The following is a 13,890-nucleotide window of genomic DNA, read 5'->3' as shown; positions in this document are numbered from 1 at the left end:
GGTCAGAAGGCGGTGGAGCGATAGCCCGGAATGGCCTCCTCGAAATAGCTGTCGGCTTCGCGGCCCACGCCGCCCAGGCCCTTGAACACGAAGCGCAGGAAGATCCCTCGATCGGTGAAGTCGTCGTCGATGGTGTTCGCGGTCTCGTTGTCGTCGATCCACTCGCGCCAGACCAGCTGCAGACCATAGCAGCAGTCGTTCCACTGCACACCCGCCAACTGCTCCAGCGCCCGGCTGTTGGTGTGGTCGTAGAGGAAGCGCCCGATCATGTCGACCCGAGGGCTCGCCTTCCAGGCGAACGACAGGTCGTACTCCTCGCGGTTGTAGTTGAGTACGTCCTCGTCCTCCAGGGAGGGATCGAAGCCTTCGAGTTGCCAACGGTAGCCAAGGTTCACCACGTGTCCCGCTGGAGCCCGATATTGCAGGCTCGTGGAGGCCCGTTCGGTACGCTCCCGCTGGTCGTCATAGAGCCACTCCCAGCGCGAGCGCCACTGGTCGTTGATGCGCCAATCGAGCCGGGTCACCAGTGGCGAGCGATCCCGGGTAGCGCGATACCACTCCTCGTCCCGGAGCTCCCGGTCAGGCAGCGTATCGGGGTCGCCGTTCATGTCGATGGTGCGATCATCGAAGTAGGCCGACTGCCCCACCCCCACCGCGAGACGCTCGCGGCCACGCGCGTCCTCCAGCAGCCGTGACTCGACCCCCAGGGAGAGCCGGTTGAGATCCCCCACCCGGTCGGCCCCGGAGAAGCGGTACGGCGACCAGAGCTGGTTCCAGGAGAAGGCCCGCTCCCTGGTGTCGAAGTCGGGAAACTCGCTCTGGTTCCGTGCCGGCACATAGGCGTAGTTGAACCGCGGCTCGAGGGTCTGACGGTAATCACGCCCGCCGAGTTCCAGTTCGCGTTCGAAGACCAGGCCACCGTCCACCGAAGAGACCGGCACCTCGCGGGTCAGCGAGGTGTCGCGGTCGGTCTGGCGGTCGCCGTAATCCAGGTCATAGGCGGTGGCGAGCCACTCCACGCGGGGCTCCAGGTGCCCCCAGCTTTGATCGAAGCGCCAGCCGGTCGCCGGCGACAGGTGCAGCCGCGAGCCGGTGGCCGACTCGCGCAGCGGCACGCGGTTCTCGTCCACGTCACGCCAGAAGTGCGTGGCATTGGAACGCCACTGCTGGTAGAAGCCGGTGTCCTGGGACCAGCGGGCGTTGGCGGTCAGGCTGGGCAGGCGATAGAAGGGCTTGTCACGGTCGCGCAGCGGGTCGTCGAGCTTCTGGTAGCCCTGGGCCTTGGCGTCGAGCTGCCAGACGTCGCCGCGCCAGTCGAGCTGTGCCAGCCGCGGCAGGTTGGAGGTGCCGCGCTCGCCGAAGTCACTGCCGAAGTCATCGAAGTAGCGCCCGTCGCTGGCCGCGCCGTAGCGAAGCCGATAGCGGGTACGGTCATCGAAGCGACCGGCATGCCGGTAGTCCACATACCAGCGGTCCTCGCCCTCGTGGCGACGGGCAGCATCATTCGGTTCGCTGCTGGAGCCGCCCTTGTCGCTACCGAGGAAGGCCCCCTCGAGCTGGCCGGCGTCCGTGGGGAAGAGGTAGCGGTACTCGCCGCCCAGCAGCAGGCCGCGGTCGGTGATCCAGCGCGGGGTGATGGTGGCGTCAAAGTTGGGCGCGATGTTCCAGTAGAACGGCTGGGCATAGTCCAGGCCATCGCCCGAGACCCCGAGCGCCGGCCACAGGAAGCCGGTTTGACGGCGGTCGTCGATGGGAAAGCGCACCCAGGGCCAGTAGAATACCGGCACTCGGCCCATCTCGAGGCGCGCGTGGCGAGCGGTGCCGAAGCCGCTCTCGCGGTCGAGCACCACGTCGTTGCCGATCAAGCGCCACAACTCGCTGCCCGGGTCGCAGGTGGTGAAGCTCGCTTCCGAGAGGCGGTAGCGGCCGTCCTCGAGACGCTGCAGGCGCACGGCGTCGCCACGCAGGCGATGGTCATGGACCACGTAGTGGGCGGTGTCGATGCTCGCCGCGTCCGAGGTCAGGGAGACCTCGGCGGCCTCCCCTCGTACCAGCAGGTTCTGGTCACGCAGCGCCAGCGGGCCCTCGGCGAAGGCGCTCTCCCGCGAGCCCGGCACCCGCACGCGCGGCGCCTCGAGCTGGGAGGTGTCACGACGAAGGATCACCTCACCGCCGAGAATGGTCTCGCCGTCCTCGCCGTAGTGGGCGCTGTCCGACTCGCTGCTGACCCGCCCCCCCTCGGGGGGCGGCAGCCGGTAGCCGGGCATCACGTAGGTCCCGCGGCACAGGGCGTCCGCGGGACGGTCGTCGCCCCAGGGTTGCCAGTCCAGCGACTCGGCCGGCAGCGGCTCGGGAGGCGCCGCCGAGAGCGGCCCGCTGAGCAGGCCAGAAGTCGCCAGGCCGGCCAGGGCCGTCCATGTGAGTCGCTTGCCCATGTTCCTCGATGTCCTTGGCGGGATGAATCGGTATTATACAGGCCGCACCGAGCCTGTCCCCCCGACATCCAGCACCCTGGAGGCCGGCGGTGGTCGGCTCAGCATGCGGTGACGCCATGGACCCGTCAACCGGGCATGACCACCCAGCCCGTCCATCGAATCAGGAGCCAGAATGCCCCAGGCCACCCCCGTCACGCGAACCGAACGACTGCGTCTCTGGGCCGCTGCGCGACACGGCCTGGCGCCCGAGGCCCTGGCACTGAGCCTGGCCGCCGGCGATGCCAGCTTCCGGCGCTATTTCCGGCTGCACCTGCCCGACGGCACCACCCGCATGCTGATGGATGCACCTCCGGCGCAGGAGGACAGCCATCCCTTCGTGGCCATCGCCCGGTACTGGGGGGCCGTCGGCCTGCCGGTGCCGCGCCTCCACGGCGAGGACCTCGGCGCGGGCTTTCTCGAGCTCGACGATCTGGGGGACACCCCGTTGCAGGCATACCTGCGCGGCGACGACCACCCCGAGACCCTGGCCTGGCACGAGCGCGCCATGGCGCTGCTCCATGAGCTGCAGAACCGAGCGCTCCCAACGGACCTGCCGCCCTATGACGCGGCACTGCTCGGTCGCGAACTCGACCTCTTTCCCGACTGGTGCCTGGACGCGTGGCTCGAGATCGAGACGCCACCAGGCTGGGCGGCACTGCGCGAGACGCTGATCGCCTCCGCCCTGGCCCAGCCGGTGGTCACGGTGCATCGCGACTTCGACGCCATGAACCTGATGGTCCATGAGCGGTGCCTCTACCTGATCGACTTCCAGGACGCCGTGGCGGGGCCGATCAACTATGACCTGATCTCGCTGCTGCGCGGCCGCTACTGCCGCTTCCCGCCGACCCGCTTCGCCGCCTGGGTCGAGGCCTTCCGGCAGCGCGCGGTCGCCGATGGCCGCCTCCCGGGCACCACCACGGCCGATGCCTTCCTCGCCCAGGCGCAGGCCATGGCCGCCCAGCGCGCCCTGAAGGTACTGGGCATCTTCTGTCGCCTGACCCTGCGCGACGGCCGCGAGGGCTATCTCGAGCGATTGCCGCACTTTCTCGACCACCTCGACGACAGCCTGGCGCACCTGCCCGATCGGGACGCCTTCCGCACCTGGCTGACACGCGAGTTCCGCCCGGCGCTGTCGCGGCGCCTGGAGGCCACCCCATGAAGGCGATGATCCTGGCCGCCGGGCTCGGCACCCGCATGCGTCCGCTCACCGACCACTGCCCCAAGCCACTGCTGCCGGTGGGCGGCAAGCCGTTGATCGTGCATCACCTGGAACGCCTGGCCGCCGCCGGTATCACTGAAGTGGTGATCAATGTCAGCTACCGGGCCGAGCAGATCATCGCGGCCCTCGGCGACGGCAGCGATTTCGGCATCGCCATCGCCTGGAGTCGCGAGGAGATACCGCTGGAGACCGGCGGCGGCGTCCTCCAGGCCCTGCCGCAGTTGGGGGAGGCCCCCTTCCTGCTGATCAACGGCGATATCTGGTGCGATCTCGATCCCGCCCGCCTGCCGCCGCTCGGTGACGACCTGGCCCATCTGGTACTGGTGGACAACCCCGACCACCATCCCGCGGGCGACTTCCACCTGGACGATGGCGGCCGGGTGCATGCCGAGGGCGAACCGCGGCTCACCTTCGCCGGGATCAGCCTGATCGCCCCGGCGCTGCTGGCCGGCCAGGCAGCGGGCGCCTTCGCCCTGGCACCGCTGCTGCGACGGGCCATGACCGCCGGGCTGGTCGGCGGCCATCATCACCGGGGCGGCTGGGTCGACGTGGGCACCCCCGCACGCCTCGATGCGCTCGATCGCCGGCTGCGGACCGAACGGAGCTGAGCCCCGATCCGTCAGATGCTATGCTGCCCTGCCCGATGCGGGCCCCAAGATACCGACACAGAAGGAACCCCACCCCATGAAAGCCAGCGTCAAGTGGACCGACGGTCGCCAATTCGTGGCCGAATCCGGCAGCGGCCACAGCGTGGTCATCGACGGACCACCCGACCACGGCGGCCGCAACACCGGCCCGCGCCCCATGGAGATGCTGCTGATGGGTCTCGGCGCCTGCACCTCCTTCGACGTGCTGGAGATCCTCGAGAAGTCCCGCGCCCCGGTCGTCGACTGCGTGGCCACCATCGAGGCGGAACGCGCCGACAGCGTGCCCAGCGTCTTCACCCGGATCCACGTGCACTTCACCGTCTCCGGCACGGGACTGAAGGAGAACCAGGTGAAGCGGGCCGTGGAACTCTCGGCCGAGAAGTACTGCAGCGCTTCGATCATGCTGACCAAGGGCGGCGTCGACGTCAGTCACTCCTTCACCATCGTCGACGGCTGAACGGCGGACGCCTCACACCGGCGGGGCATCCGCGTGGCGCCACATGTAGAGGGCGAGGCGCGAGCGGTATGGAGCGAAGCGCGCGGCCGTCCGCACGGTCTTGCGCCTCGGGCTGGTGAGCCGTGACAGGGTCTTGCGGGCGGCGACGTCGCCATCGGGCCAGACGTCCTCATCGCCGAAATAGAAGATCGAGATCATGTCCGCCGTCCACTGGCCGACGCCCCACAGCGCGGTGAGGCGGCGAGAACGCGCCGCATGATCGAGGTCGCGCAGCTCACCGGCCTCGAGCCCACCGGCTCGCGCCTCCCGGGCGATGGCGCACATCGCCCGCGTCTTGGCGGCGGACAGCCCGCAGGCCCGAATCGCCTCGCCGTTCGTCTCGACGAGAAACTCCGTCAGCGGCATCGAGCCCGCCGCGGTGAGCACACGACTCCAGATCGAGCGGGCCGCCTTCACCGACAGCTGCTGGCCCGCCACCGACCGGCACAGACGCTCGGCCAGGGGCTGGCTCGCGTCGGCGCGGAAGGCCACCGGCCCGCCGCGCTCCAGGGCGTCGACCAGCACGGGGCTCAGCCCCCCGGCAATCTCGACAAACCGGCGGTGGATCTCCTCGGACATGGGTCGCCAGGCTCAGATGCGATAGACGCTCTTGGTCATCACCTTGGACATCAACGACATACCGAACTTCACCGGGGCCGGGAAGCGGGCACCGCCGGCCTCCAGCGCCAGTTGGGCGTGATGGGCCTCGTCGATGGCCATCTGCTTGAGCACCGCACGGGAGCGATGATCACCCGGCGGCAGACGCTCCATGTGATCGTCCAGATGCTTGCCGACCTGCTCTTCGGTAGCGGCGACGAAGCCCAGGCTGAGGCGATCGCCGATCGCCCCGGCCACGGCACCGAGGCCGAAGGAGGCGGCATAGAAGAACGGGTTGAGCCGGCTGGTGTGGTCATGCAGCTCCCGGAGGCGTTCATCGCACCAGGCGAGGTGGTCGATCTCCTCCTGGGCGGCCTCCTCCATCTGGCCGCGCACCTCGGGCAGCTTGGCGGTCAGCCCCTGGCCCTGGTAGAGCGCCTGGGCACAGACCTCACCGGTATGATTGATGCGCATCAGTCCCGCGGCGTGGCGCCGCTCCTCATCGCTCATCGGCTCATCGTGCACCTCTTCGCCGGCAGGCGTCGGCCGCGTGGCCCGGGCGGCATGAGGCACCAGGGTACGCAGCACGGTATCGAACTGGTGGATCAGGTTGTCGGTACGGGAGAGCTTGCGGGTCATGGTCGCCTCGTCGCGGATCCTGACGCCATTGTAGCCGACGAGGCCTGGCGCCAGAAGCTCCTCTCTGCAACGCACAGCGCCACCCGACCGGTGGCGCCGCAAGGATGCACCTGATGCGTCGAACCGCCTGGACGCGAGCGGCTTTACCCCGCCGAGCGCCAGCTAGCCAGCCGGCCAAGTGAAGCGTCGACCGCCCATCAGGTGCATGTGTATATGATAGACGGTCTGCCCACCCTGGTCATTGCAGTTCATCACCACCCGGTAGCCGTCATCGGCGAAGCCGCGCTCCTTCGCCAGCCTGGCCGCCGTGTACTGCAGCCGGCCGACCAGCGCCAGGTCGCCCTCCTCGAGGTCGTTGAGGGTAGCGATGTGCTGCTTGGGCACGATCACGACATGGGTCGGGGCCTGGGGGTTGATGTCATTGAAGGCCAGCACCTGATCGTCCTCGTGGACGATGTCGGCAGGAATCTCGCGGTTGATGATCTTGCAGAACAGGCAGTCCATGGATCACTCCAATTCGAATCGGCTGCAATGATACCACCTAGGCCAGAGGTTACTCCCGCACGACGCCGATGTCAGTCCATATGCTCTGTCCTCGGTGCCCGATTGAGCCCGCGCGCCTCACTAGACATTGGTCGAAGGCCAGTTGACCTGCCATCAGGAGCTATCTAGTCTGCAAAAATGTTGACGTTAACATTTCAATGATGTCAGCACCCACTCGCTTCACAGACGCCCGAAGAAAAAACTTCGAGTCGAAGTGATCAGCAATGGCAATCTAAAGGAGAGAATATGAAGACAAATGAATTAACTGGCAAGGTTGCAGCCGTCACCGGAGCGGCGTCGGGCATCGGGCTGGCCAGTGTCAGGGCAATGATTTCGTCGGGCGCCTGCGTGGTACTGATCGACCGCGACGAGGCCGCCCTGACGGCGATCTGCGCAGAGCTCGGCGATGCGGCGATCCCACTGGTCATCGACCTGCTCGACCCAAAGGACTGTGCGACGCTACTGTCGCGCACCCTGGAGAAGGCAGGCCAGCTCGATATCTTCCACGCCAATGCCGGTAGCTATATCGGTGGTGACCTGATCGATGCCGAGCCGGACGCGATCGACCGGATGGTGAGCCTGAACGTCAGTGTCGTGATGAAGAACGTCCATAATGTCCTGCCACACATGATCGAGCGTGGCACGGGGGACATCATGGTGACGAGCTCGGTGGCAGGGCATTTTCCCGTTCCCTGGGAGCCGGTCTACGCATCCTCCAAGTGGGCCATGACCAGCTTCGTCCAGACCGTGCGCCGCCAGGTCCTTAAACACGGCATACGGGTCGCCTCGGTCTCGCCCGGTCCGGTTAACAGCGCCCTGCTTGCCGACTGGCCCGAGGAAAATCTGCTCAAGGCGAAGGAGTCCGGCAGCATCATCGAGCCGACCGAGGTAGCCGATGCCATCATGTACATGCTGACCCGCCCTCGCAATGTGACCATTCGCGATATGGTGGTCCTGCCGAGCAATTTCGATATGTAGGTAGAGAGAACATCCGACATCGTAACGGTAAGAATGCCCCCCTTGGACTCGACCGACCTTTCGGGACATCTAGTTTCGAAGATTCTGGACTTACAAAACTAATGCATCCACCAGACGAAGACTGGCAAGGATAAATAGAAGGATTAGACATTGGTCTGAGCCCTGTTGATTTGTCGGCTGGGGCCTTCTAGCCTTCAAAAATGTTGACGTTAACATTTAAGCAATATCAACACATCACAACGTGACAAGAACAAGCCTGGAGCCAACCATGAATTTCCGCGAAATCTCAGTTCCCTTCCGCAAGACCGCTCTCGCAGTGGCCAGCTCGACCGCTCTGGCCGCGGGCACCGTGGGGGCAGATGACCACAACCTGAAAATCGGCATGTCCTTCCAGGAGCTCAACAACGAATATTTCGTGACCATGCAAGAGGCGCTCGAGACCGCCGCCGCCAGCCTGGGGGCCGAGGTGATCACCACCGATGCCCGCCATGACGTCGCCAAGCAGGTCAACGATGTCGAAGACATGATCCAGCGGGGCATCGACATCCTGCTGCTCAACCCCGCCGACTCCGTAGGTGTCGAGACGGCGGTGCTGGCCGCCAAGGCAGCCGGCGTCACCACCGTCGCGATCGATGCCCAGGCCAATGGCCCGGTGGACGGCTTCGTAGGCTCCAAGAACTACGACGCCGGCTACAAGGCCTGTGACTACCTGGCCCAGCAGCTCGACGGTGAAGGCCAGGTGGCCCTGCTGGACGGCATTCCGGTCGTCCCCATCCTGCAGCGCATCGACGGCTGTACCGCCGCGCTCGACGAATACGACGGTATCGAGATCGTCGACAAGCAGAACGGCCGCCAGGAGCGCACCCATGCCATGACGGTCACCGAGAACATCATCCAGGCCCACCCGGATCTCGACGGCCTGTTCAGCGTCAACGACATCGGTTCCCTGGGTGCCCTGATCGCCATTGATGGGAGTGGCCAGGACATCAAGCTGGTCAGTGTCGACGGTCACCCCGAAGCAATCGAGGCCATCCAACGCCCGGACTCGGCCTTCATCGCCACCTCGGCGCAATACCCCCGCGACATGGTGCGCCTGGGCCTTGGCCTGGGTCTGGCCAAGCACTGGGGCGCCAGCACGGCTCCCGCAGAGATCCCCATCGATGTGGAGCTGATCGACCGCGACAAGGCCGCCGACTTCAGCTGGTAACCCCTATCCCTGACGCTGACAACGTGTGCCGCCTCGGGCGGCACACGAGGGTATCCCCATGACTCCTTTACTTTCCCTGAGGCACATCTCGAAGTCGTTCCCCGGGGTGAAGGCCCTGCAGGATGTGTCACTCGATGTCCACGCCAGCGAGGTGCACGCCCTGCTCGGCGAGAACGGGGCCGGCAAGTCGACCCTGATGAAGATCCTCTGCGGCATCTACCGCCAGGACGAGGGGGACATCATCATCGATGGCAAGACATGCGACTTTCACGGCTACCAGGACGCCCTCAATGCAGGGGTCGGCATTATCTTCCAGGAATTCAGCCTGATTCCCGACCTGGATGCCGTGGATAACATCTTCCTGGGCCGCGAACGGCGCAACCGGCTCGGGCTGCGCGACCGGCCCGGCATGATCCGCGAAGCCCAGCACCTGTTCGACCGCCTCAAGGTCTCGATTCCCCTGGACTGTCCCATCGCCGAACTGAGCGTCGCCGACCAACAATTCATCGAGATCGCCAAGGCACTGTCGCTGAATGCCCGCATCCTGGTCCTCGATGAGCCGACCGCGACCCTGACGCCCAGCGAAGCCGATCACCTGTTCACCATCATGCGCGAACTGCGCAAGCAGCAAGTCGGCATGGTGTTCATCTCTCACCATATGGAGGAGATCTTCACCATCTGCGATCGCGTCACCGTGATGCGCGATGGCGAGAAGGTCGACGACTGCGACATCGACTCGACCACCCCCGACGACCTGATCGAGATGATGGTCGGCCGACGCGTCGAGAACATCTTCCCAGAACACCGTTGCGATGCCGACTACAACGATGTGGTGCTGGACATCGAGGCCCTGCGCCTCGACACCGATGGCCCCGAGCACTCGCTGAAGCTCCACCGTGGCGAGATCCTCGGCTTCGCCGGCCTGGTGGGGTCCGGTCGCACGGAACTGGCCATGGGGCTGATCGGCGCGACGCGCCCCATTTATGCCAGGATCAGCATGGAGGGAAAGCCGGTCAGGCTCCGTCACCCCGCCAGTGCCCTCAAGCAAGGGATCGGCCTGCTGCCGGAGAGCCGCAAGACCCAGGGGCTGATCCTGCCGTTCTCGTGTCGCGACAACATCTCCTTGAACAACCTGACGCAATTCCAGGGAGCCTTGCCGCTGATCCGGCGCGATCAGGAGTCGCGTACCGCCGCCCAGCTGATGGCATCGGTACGCGTCAAGGCGCCCAGCCCCGAGACGCAGGTGGGCGACCTCAGCGGCGGCAACCAGCAGAAGGTGGTCATCGCCCGTTGGTTGGGCCATCAGTGCAAGGTGCTGATATTCGATGAACCCACCCGCGGCATCGACGTCGGCGCCAAGTCGGAGATCTATGCCCTGATGAAGGGGCTCACTGCCCAGGGGGTGTCGATCATCATGATCTCCTCGGAGCTGCCCGAAGTGCTCGGCCTGTGCGACCGCGCCGCGGTCTTCTACCACGGCCGCATTGCTGCCGAACTGCAGGGCGACGATCTCAACTCACAATCCATCATGCATCATGCCACGGGGGGACTCAGCTCATGAGCCAGCTCGCCTCAACTCCCGGCACCGCCCGTCAGTCCCTCAAAACGCGACTGGCCCGCTGGCGCCGTACCCCGATCTTCTACCCGCTGATCGGTTTCATCGTCGTCTTCATCGCCATGGCGGTGATCAATGACAACTTCCTGTCCGGCAGCAACCTGACCAACCTGGCCCGCCAGGCGTCGATCATCGCGATCATCGCGGTGGGCATGAGCCTGGCCATCCTCACCGGCGGTATCGATCTCTCGGTGGGCCCGGTGATGGCCCTGTCGGGGACGATCATGGCCGGCCTGATGGTCGCCGGTGTCCCACCCTCACTGGCCATCATCATCGGGCTGCTGGTGGGCGCCGCCTTTGGCGCCTTCAATGGCGTCTTCATCGCCTTCGCCGGCATGCCACCGATCATCGTCACCCTGGCGACCATGGGCATCGCCCGCGGGCTCGGCCTGATCTATACCGGTGGCTATCCCATCTCCGGCCTGCCCTCGGAATTCGCCTTCTTCGGACGCGGCAGCCTGGCCGGCATCGAGATGCCTATCCTGATCATGATCGCCGTCTACGCGCTCGGCTACGTGCTGCTCAGCCATACCGCCACCGGTCGCTACCTGTATGCCATCGGCGGCAACGAAGAGGCGACCCGACTGTCCGGCATCCGGGTCTCACGCTACAAGCTGCTGGTCTACACCCTGAGCGGGACGACCGCAGCCATTGCCGGGTTGATCCTGACATCGCGCCTGATGAGTGGCCAGCCCAACGCCGGAGTCGGCTTCGAGCTCGACGCCATCGCTGCCGTGGTTCTGGGGGGGGCCGCTATCACCGGTGGGCGCGGCATGATCCTCGGTACCCTGGTCGGGGCCCTGCTGCTCGGCGTGCTCAACAACGGTCTCAACCTGATGGGCGTCTCGCCCTACCTCCAGAACGTCATCAAGGGCCTGATCATCCTGCTGGCCATCTATATCAGCCGCAAACGCACGCCCTGAGCCCCTGGTGCCATCACATCAGTCCAGATGTTCCGAGAAGGCGACGAGCCCCGGGTCAAGCCCCCCAGTGGCCGCCGGCGTCCCGGCCGGAGTGTCCCAGGAACTCAAGGTGACCCGCAGCCGCGAGTGAGGAGAACTACATGGAGACCGTCATCGGTATCGATATCGGCACCCAGAGCACCAAGGCAGTGGTGATCGATCACCATGGCCGGATCCTGGCCGAGCATAGCCAAGGCTACCGCGTCGACACCCCTCGCCCACTCTGGGCCGAGCAGTGGCCGGACGTGTGGTGGGAGGCCATGCTCCGCTGCCTCCGGACCTGCCTGAAAGCCCCCGGGATCGATCCCCGGGGCGTCAAGGGGCTGTGTGTGAGCAGCCTCTACGGGGGATCGGGGATCCCGGTCGACGCCGAGATCCGCCCCCTGCACCCCTGCCTGATCTGGATGGACCGCCGGGCCGAGGCCCAGGTCCAGTGGGTGAAGGAGCATGTCGACATGGCCCGCCTGGAGGCCGTCACCGGCAATGGCGTGGACAGCTACTACGGCTTCACCAAGATGATGTGGCTCAAGGCCGAGCGTCCCGATGTCTGGGAACGGACCCGCTACCTGCTGCCGCCCAACAGCTATATCAACTATCGCCTGAGCGGCGAGATCGCCATCGACCACAGTTCGGCCGGCAACATCGGCGGCATCTACGACCTGGCGGCACGCGCCTGGTCGACGGAGATGCTCGACGCCCTGGACCTCGATCGGGACAAGCTCCCGACCCGACTGGTGGAGTCGGGCGCGACCGTCGGCGGCCTGCTGCCAGCGCTGGCCGATTCGCTGGGCCTGTGCGCCAATATCCCCGTGGTCGCCGGTGGCGTCGATGCGGCAATGGCCACGCTGGCGGCGGGGGCGACCCGCCCCGGCAATCACGTCGCCATGATCGGCACCAGCATGTGCTGGGGGGTGATCAACCAAAGCGTCGAGCCCGGTCAGGGGCTGATCAGCATGCCGCATGTGCTGAACAGCGGCCGCGACCTCTATACCTTCGGCGGCGCCCTGACCGCCGGCGCCTCGGTCAGTTGGTTCGTCGACACCCTCTGCGGCGAGGACCGGATCGCCGCCGGGGAGCATGGCAGCGCCTACGACCAGCTCGAGCCGCCCGCCCGAGAACTCCCCCCGGGCGCCGATGGCCTGCTCTTCCTGCCCTACCTGATGGGGGAACGCAGCCCGGTATGGGATGCCCAGGCCAGTGCGGGCTTCATCGGACTCAGTCTCTATCACCGCCGCCATCACCTGTATCGCGCCGTGCTGGAAGGCGTGACCTTCGCCCTGCGGCACAACATGGAGGCGGGCAAACGTCAGGGGGTGCCCCTCGACTCCCACCTGATCGTGGTCGGCGGGGCCACCCGGTCGGACCTGTGGATGCAGATCATCGCCGACGTGACCCGCATGCCGGTCTACACCTACCACGAGAACGTGGAGGCGGCCCTAGGAGCCGCCCTGCTGGCCGGGCAGGCCACCGGCCTGATCGACCTCGACCAACCGCTGCGGCATGGCACCCTGATCGAGCGTGCCGAACCTTCCGAAGCGGCAGCGCGTCGCTACGACGACCTCTTCGCCCTGTATTGCCGGCTCTATCCGACGCTCAAGCCAATCATGCACCGGCTCAACGTCAACAACACCCGAGCGAGTGACCCCACATCATGAATTTCGAACTCCAGAATCAACGTATCCTCGTCACGGGTGCGACCAGCGGCATCGGTCTCGACATCGCCCGGTCCCTTGCCGAGCTCGGTGCCGACCTCGTGCTGTTCGGTCGCAACCGGGACAAGCTAAGCGAACTCGAGCAAGAGCTGGGGGCACGCACCCTGGCCGTCGACATCACCGATGAGGCCGCGGTCACCGAGGCCTTCATCGAGATGCCCATCCTCGATGGCCTGGTCAACTGTGCCGGCATCTCGATCCTCGACGACGTCCTGAACGTCAAGGCACAGGACCTCGAGCGGATCATGACCACCAACGTCACCGCCAGTGCCGTGGTGGCGCGGGAAGCGGCACGCCACATGATCGCGCGCGGCTGCCAGGGCAGCATCGTCAACGTCTCCAGCCAGGCGGCCATGGCCGCGCTGCCAGGCCACCTCGGCTACTGCGCGTCCAAGGCGGCGATGGATGCCATGACCCGCGTACTGTGCCTCGAGCTGGGGCCCAAGGGCATACGCGTCAACAGCGTCAATCCGACGGTGACCCTGACGCCCATGGCCGAACGCGCCTGGGCGGATCCCGCCAAGCGCGACCCGATGCTGGCCGCCATTCCCCTGGGACGCTTCGCCACCCCTCGGGAAGTCGCCCTACCGGTGGCCTTCCTGCTGAGCCCGGCCGCGTCGATGATCAGCGGTACCTGCCTACCGATCGACGGTGGTTTCACTTCCCACTAATCCCTCGCTCTACAAGGAGCCTGACATGTATATCGGTGTGGACTGTGGCACCCAGAGTACCAAGGTGCTGGTGGTCGATATCGCCAGGCCCTGGCCGATCACTACGCCTGACCAGACCGATCACTCACCT

13 protein-coding genes are annotated in these 13,890 nt (G+C 66.0%); 9 read left to right on the top strand and 4 right to left on the bottom strand.

Going from position 1 to position 13,890, the window contains the following annotated elements; genetic code table 11:
• Positions 1-2: 2 nt before the first annotated feature.
• Complete coding sequence (locus QLQ85_RS18400; RefSeq protein ID WP_282740319.1) at positions 3-2,435, bottom strand: LPS-assembly protein LptD; 2,433 nt, start codon at positions 2,433-2,435, stop codon at positions 3-5.
• A 172-nt stretch (positions 2,436-2,607) separates the two neighbouring features.
• Between QLQ85_RS18400 and QLQ85_RS18395 the strand changes: the two genes are divergently transcribed.
• The 3 genes from QLQ85_RS18395 (at position 2,608) to QLQ85_RS18385 (ending at position 4,797) form a co-directional block, all read left to right on the top strand.
• Positions 2,608-3,633, top strand: coding sequence for an aminoglycoside phosphotransferase family protein (locus QLQ85_RS18395; protein WP_282740318.1), 1,026 nt, complete (start codon positions 2,608-2,610; stop codon positions 3,631-3,633).
• Entirely contained in the window at positions 3,630-4,301 is a 672-nt protein-coding gene (gene murU / locus QLQ85_RS18390; protein WP_282740317.1) for an N-acetylmuramate alpha-1-phosphate uridylyltransferase MurU, read from the top strand. Before QLQ85_RS18395 ends, murU begins: the two co-directional genes overlap by 4 nt.
• A gap of 76 nt (positions 4,302-4,377) precedes the next feature.
• Entirely contained in the window at positions 4,378-4,797 is a 420-nt protein-coding gene (locus QLQ85_RS18385) for an OsmC family protein (protein WP_282740316.1), read from the top strand.
• A 12-nt stretch (positions 4,798-4,809) separates the two neighbouring features.
• Here the strand turns inward: QLQ85_RS18385 and QLQ85_RS18380 are convergent, their stop codons facing one another.
• From QLQ85_RS18380 to QLQ85_RS18370, 3 genes are all read right to left on the bottom strand, one after another.
• Positions 4,810-5,415 carry a DNA-3-methyladenine glycosylase family protein gene (locus tag QLQ85_RS18380; RefSeq protein ID WP_282740315.1) on the bottom strand — a complete coding sequence of 202 codons (606 nt, stop codon included), beginning with the start codon at positions 5,413-5,415 and terminating at the stop codon, positions 4,810-4,812.
• Between the two features lie 12 nt (positions 5,416-5,427).
• Positions 5,428-6,072, bottom strand: coding sequence for a 2-polyprenyl-3-methyl-6-methoxy-1,4-benzoquinone monooxygenase (gene coq7, locus QLQ85_RS18375; protein WP_282740314.1), 645 nt, complete (start codon positions 6,070-6,072; stop codon positions 5,428-5,430).
• A 162-nt stretch (positions 6,073-6,234) separates the two neighbouring features.
• On the bottom strand, positions 6,235-6,576 hold the full coding sequence (locus QLQ85_RS18370; RefSeq protein WP_282722963.1) for a histidine triad nucleotide-binding protein: 342 nt from the start codon (positions 6,574-6,576) through the stop codon (positions 6,235-6,237).
• 285 nt (positions 6,577-6,861) lie between these two features.
• On the opposite strand from QLQ85_RS18370, the gene QLQ85_RS18365 reads away from it, so the two are divergent.
• From QLQ85_RS18365 to QLQ85_RS18340, 6 genes are all read left to right on the top strand, one after another.
• Positions 6,862-7,593 (top strand): SDR family oxidoreductase, encoded by a 732-nt coding sequence (locus QLQ85_RS18365; RefSeq protein WP_282740313.1) that lies wholly within the window; start codon positions 6,862-6,864, stop codon positions 7,591-7,593.
• A 268-nt stretch (positions 7,594-7,861) separates the two neighbouring features.
• Positions 7,862-8,800 (top strand): ABC transporter substrate-binding protein, encoded by a 939-nt coding sequence (locus QLQ85_RS18360; RefSeq protein ID WP_282740312.1) that lies wholly within the window; start codon positions 7,862-7,864, stop codon positions 8,798-8,800.
• A 58-nt stretch (positions 8,801-8,858) separates the two neighbouring features.
• Positions 8,859-10,361, top strand: coding sequence for a sugar ABC transporter ATP-binding protein (locus QLQ85_RS18355; RefSeq protein ID WP_282740311.1), 1,503 nt, complete (start codon positions 8,859-8,861; stop codon positions 10,359-10,361).
• A complete protein-coding gene (locus QLQ85_RS18350; protein WP_282740310.1) occupies positions 10,358-11,338 on the top strand; it encodes an ABC transporter permease in 981 nt (326 codons plus the stop codon). The genes QLQ85_RS18355 and QLQ85_RS18350 overlap by 4 nt, the downstream gene beginning before the upstream one ends.
• 140 nt (positions 11,339-11,478) lie before the next feature.
• Positions 11,479-13,032, top strand: coding sequence for an FGGY-family carbohydrate kinase (locus tag QLQ85_RS18345; RefSeq protein WP_282740309.1), 1,554 nt, complete (start codon positions 11,479-11,481; stop codon positions 13,030-13,032).
• Positions 13,029-13,760, top strand: coding sequence for an SDR family oxidoreductase (locus QLQ85_RS18340; RefSeq protein WP_282740308.1), 732 nt, complete (start codon positions 13,029-13,031; stop codon positions 13,758-13,760). The genes QLQ85_RS18345 and QLQ85_RS18340 overlap by 4 nt, the downstream gene beginning before the upstream one ends.
• The last annotated feature ends 130 nt before the right edge of the window (positions 13,761-13,890 follow it).

It is taken from the genome of Halomonas kalidii (genome assembly GCF_030010475.1).
GTDB lineage: Bacteria > Pseudomonadota > Gammaproteobacteria > Pseudomonadales > Halomonadaceae > Halomonas > Halomonas heilongjiangensis.
The sequence above is the reverse complement of the archived record's forward strand: the minus strand, read 5'-3'. Positions and strand labels throughout refer to the sequence as shown.

Excerpts from the sequence above, each read along its gene's own strand:
- QLQ85_RS18400 (WP_282740319.1), bottom strand. The coding sequence starts at position 2,435 with ATGGGCAAGCGACTCACATGGACGGCCCTGGCCGGCCTGGCGACTTCT.
- QLQ85_RS18395 (WP_282740318.1), top strand. The coding sequence starts at position 2,608 with ATGCCCCAGGCCACCCCCGTCACGCGAACCGAACGACTGCGTCTCTGG.
- murU (WP_282740317.1), top strand. The coding sequence starts at position 3,630 with ATGAAGGCGATGATCCTGGCCGCCGGGCTCGGCACCCGCATGCGTCCG.
- QLQ85_RS18385 (WP_282740316.1), top strand. The coding sequence starts at position 4,378 with ATGAAAGCCAGCGTCAAGTGGACCGACGGTCGCCAATTCGTGGCCGAA.
- QLQ85_RS18380 (WP_282740315.1), bottom strand. The coding sequence starts at position 5,415 with ATGTCCGAGGAGATCCACCGCCGGTTTGTCGAGATTGCCGGGGGGCTG.
- coq7 (WP_282740314.1), bottom strand. The coding sequence starts at position 6,072 with ATGACCCGCAAGCTCTCCCGTACCGACAACCTGATCCACCAGTTCGAT.
- QLQ85_RS18370 (WP_282722963.1), bottom strand. The coding sequence starts at position 6,576 with ATGGACTGCCTGTTCTGCAAGATCATCAACCGCGAGATTCCTGCCGAC.
- QLQ85_RS18365 (WP_282740313.1), top strand. The coding sequence starts at position 6,862 with ATGAAGACAAATGAATTAACTGGCAAGGTTGCAGCCGTCACCGGAGCG.
- QLQ85_RS18360 (WP_282740312.1), top strand. The coding sequence starts at position 7,862 with ATGAATTTCCGCGAAATCTCAGTTCCCTTCCGCAAGACCGCTCTCGCA.
- QLQ85_RS18355 (WP_282740311.1), top strand. The coding sequence starts at position 8,859 with ATGACTCCTTTACTTTCCCTGAGGCACATCTCGAAGTCGTTCCCCGGG.
- QLQ85_RS18350 (WP_282740310.1), top strand. The coding sequence starts at position 10,358 with ATGAGCCAGCTCGCCTCAACTCCCGGCACCGCCCGTCAGTCCCTCAAA.
- QLQ85_RS18345 (WP_282740309.1), top strand. The coding sequence starts at position 11,479 with ATGGAGACCGTCATCGGTATCGATATCGGCACCCAGAGCACCAAGGCA.
- QLQ85_RS18340 (WP_282740308.1), top strand. The coding sequence starts at position 13,029 with ATGAATTTCGAACTCCAGAATCAACGTATCCTCGTCACGGGTGCGACC.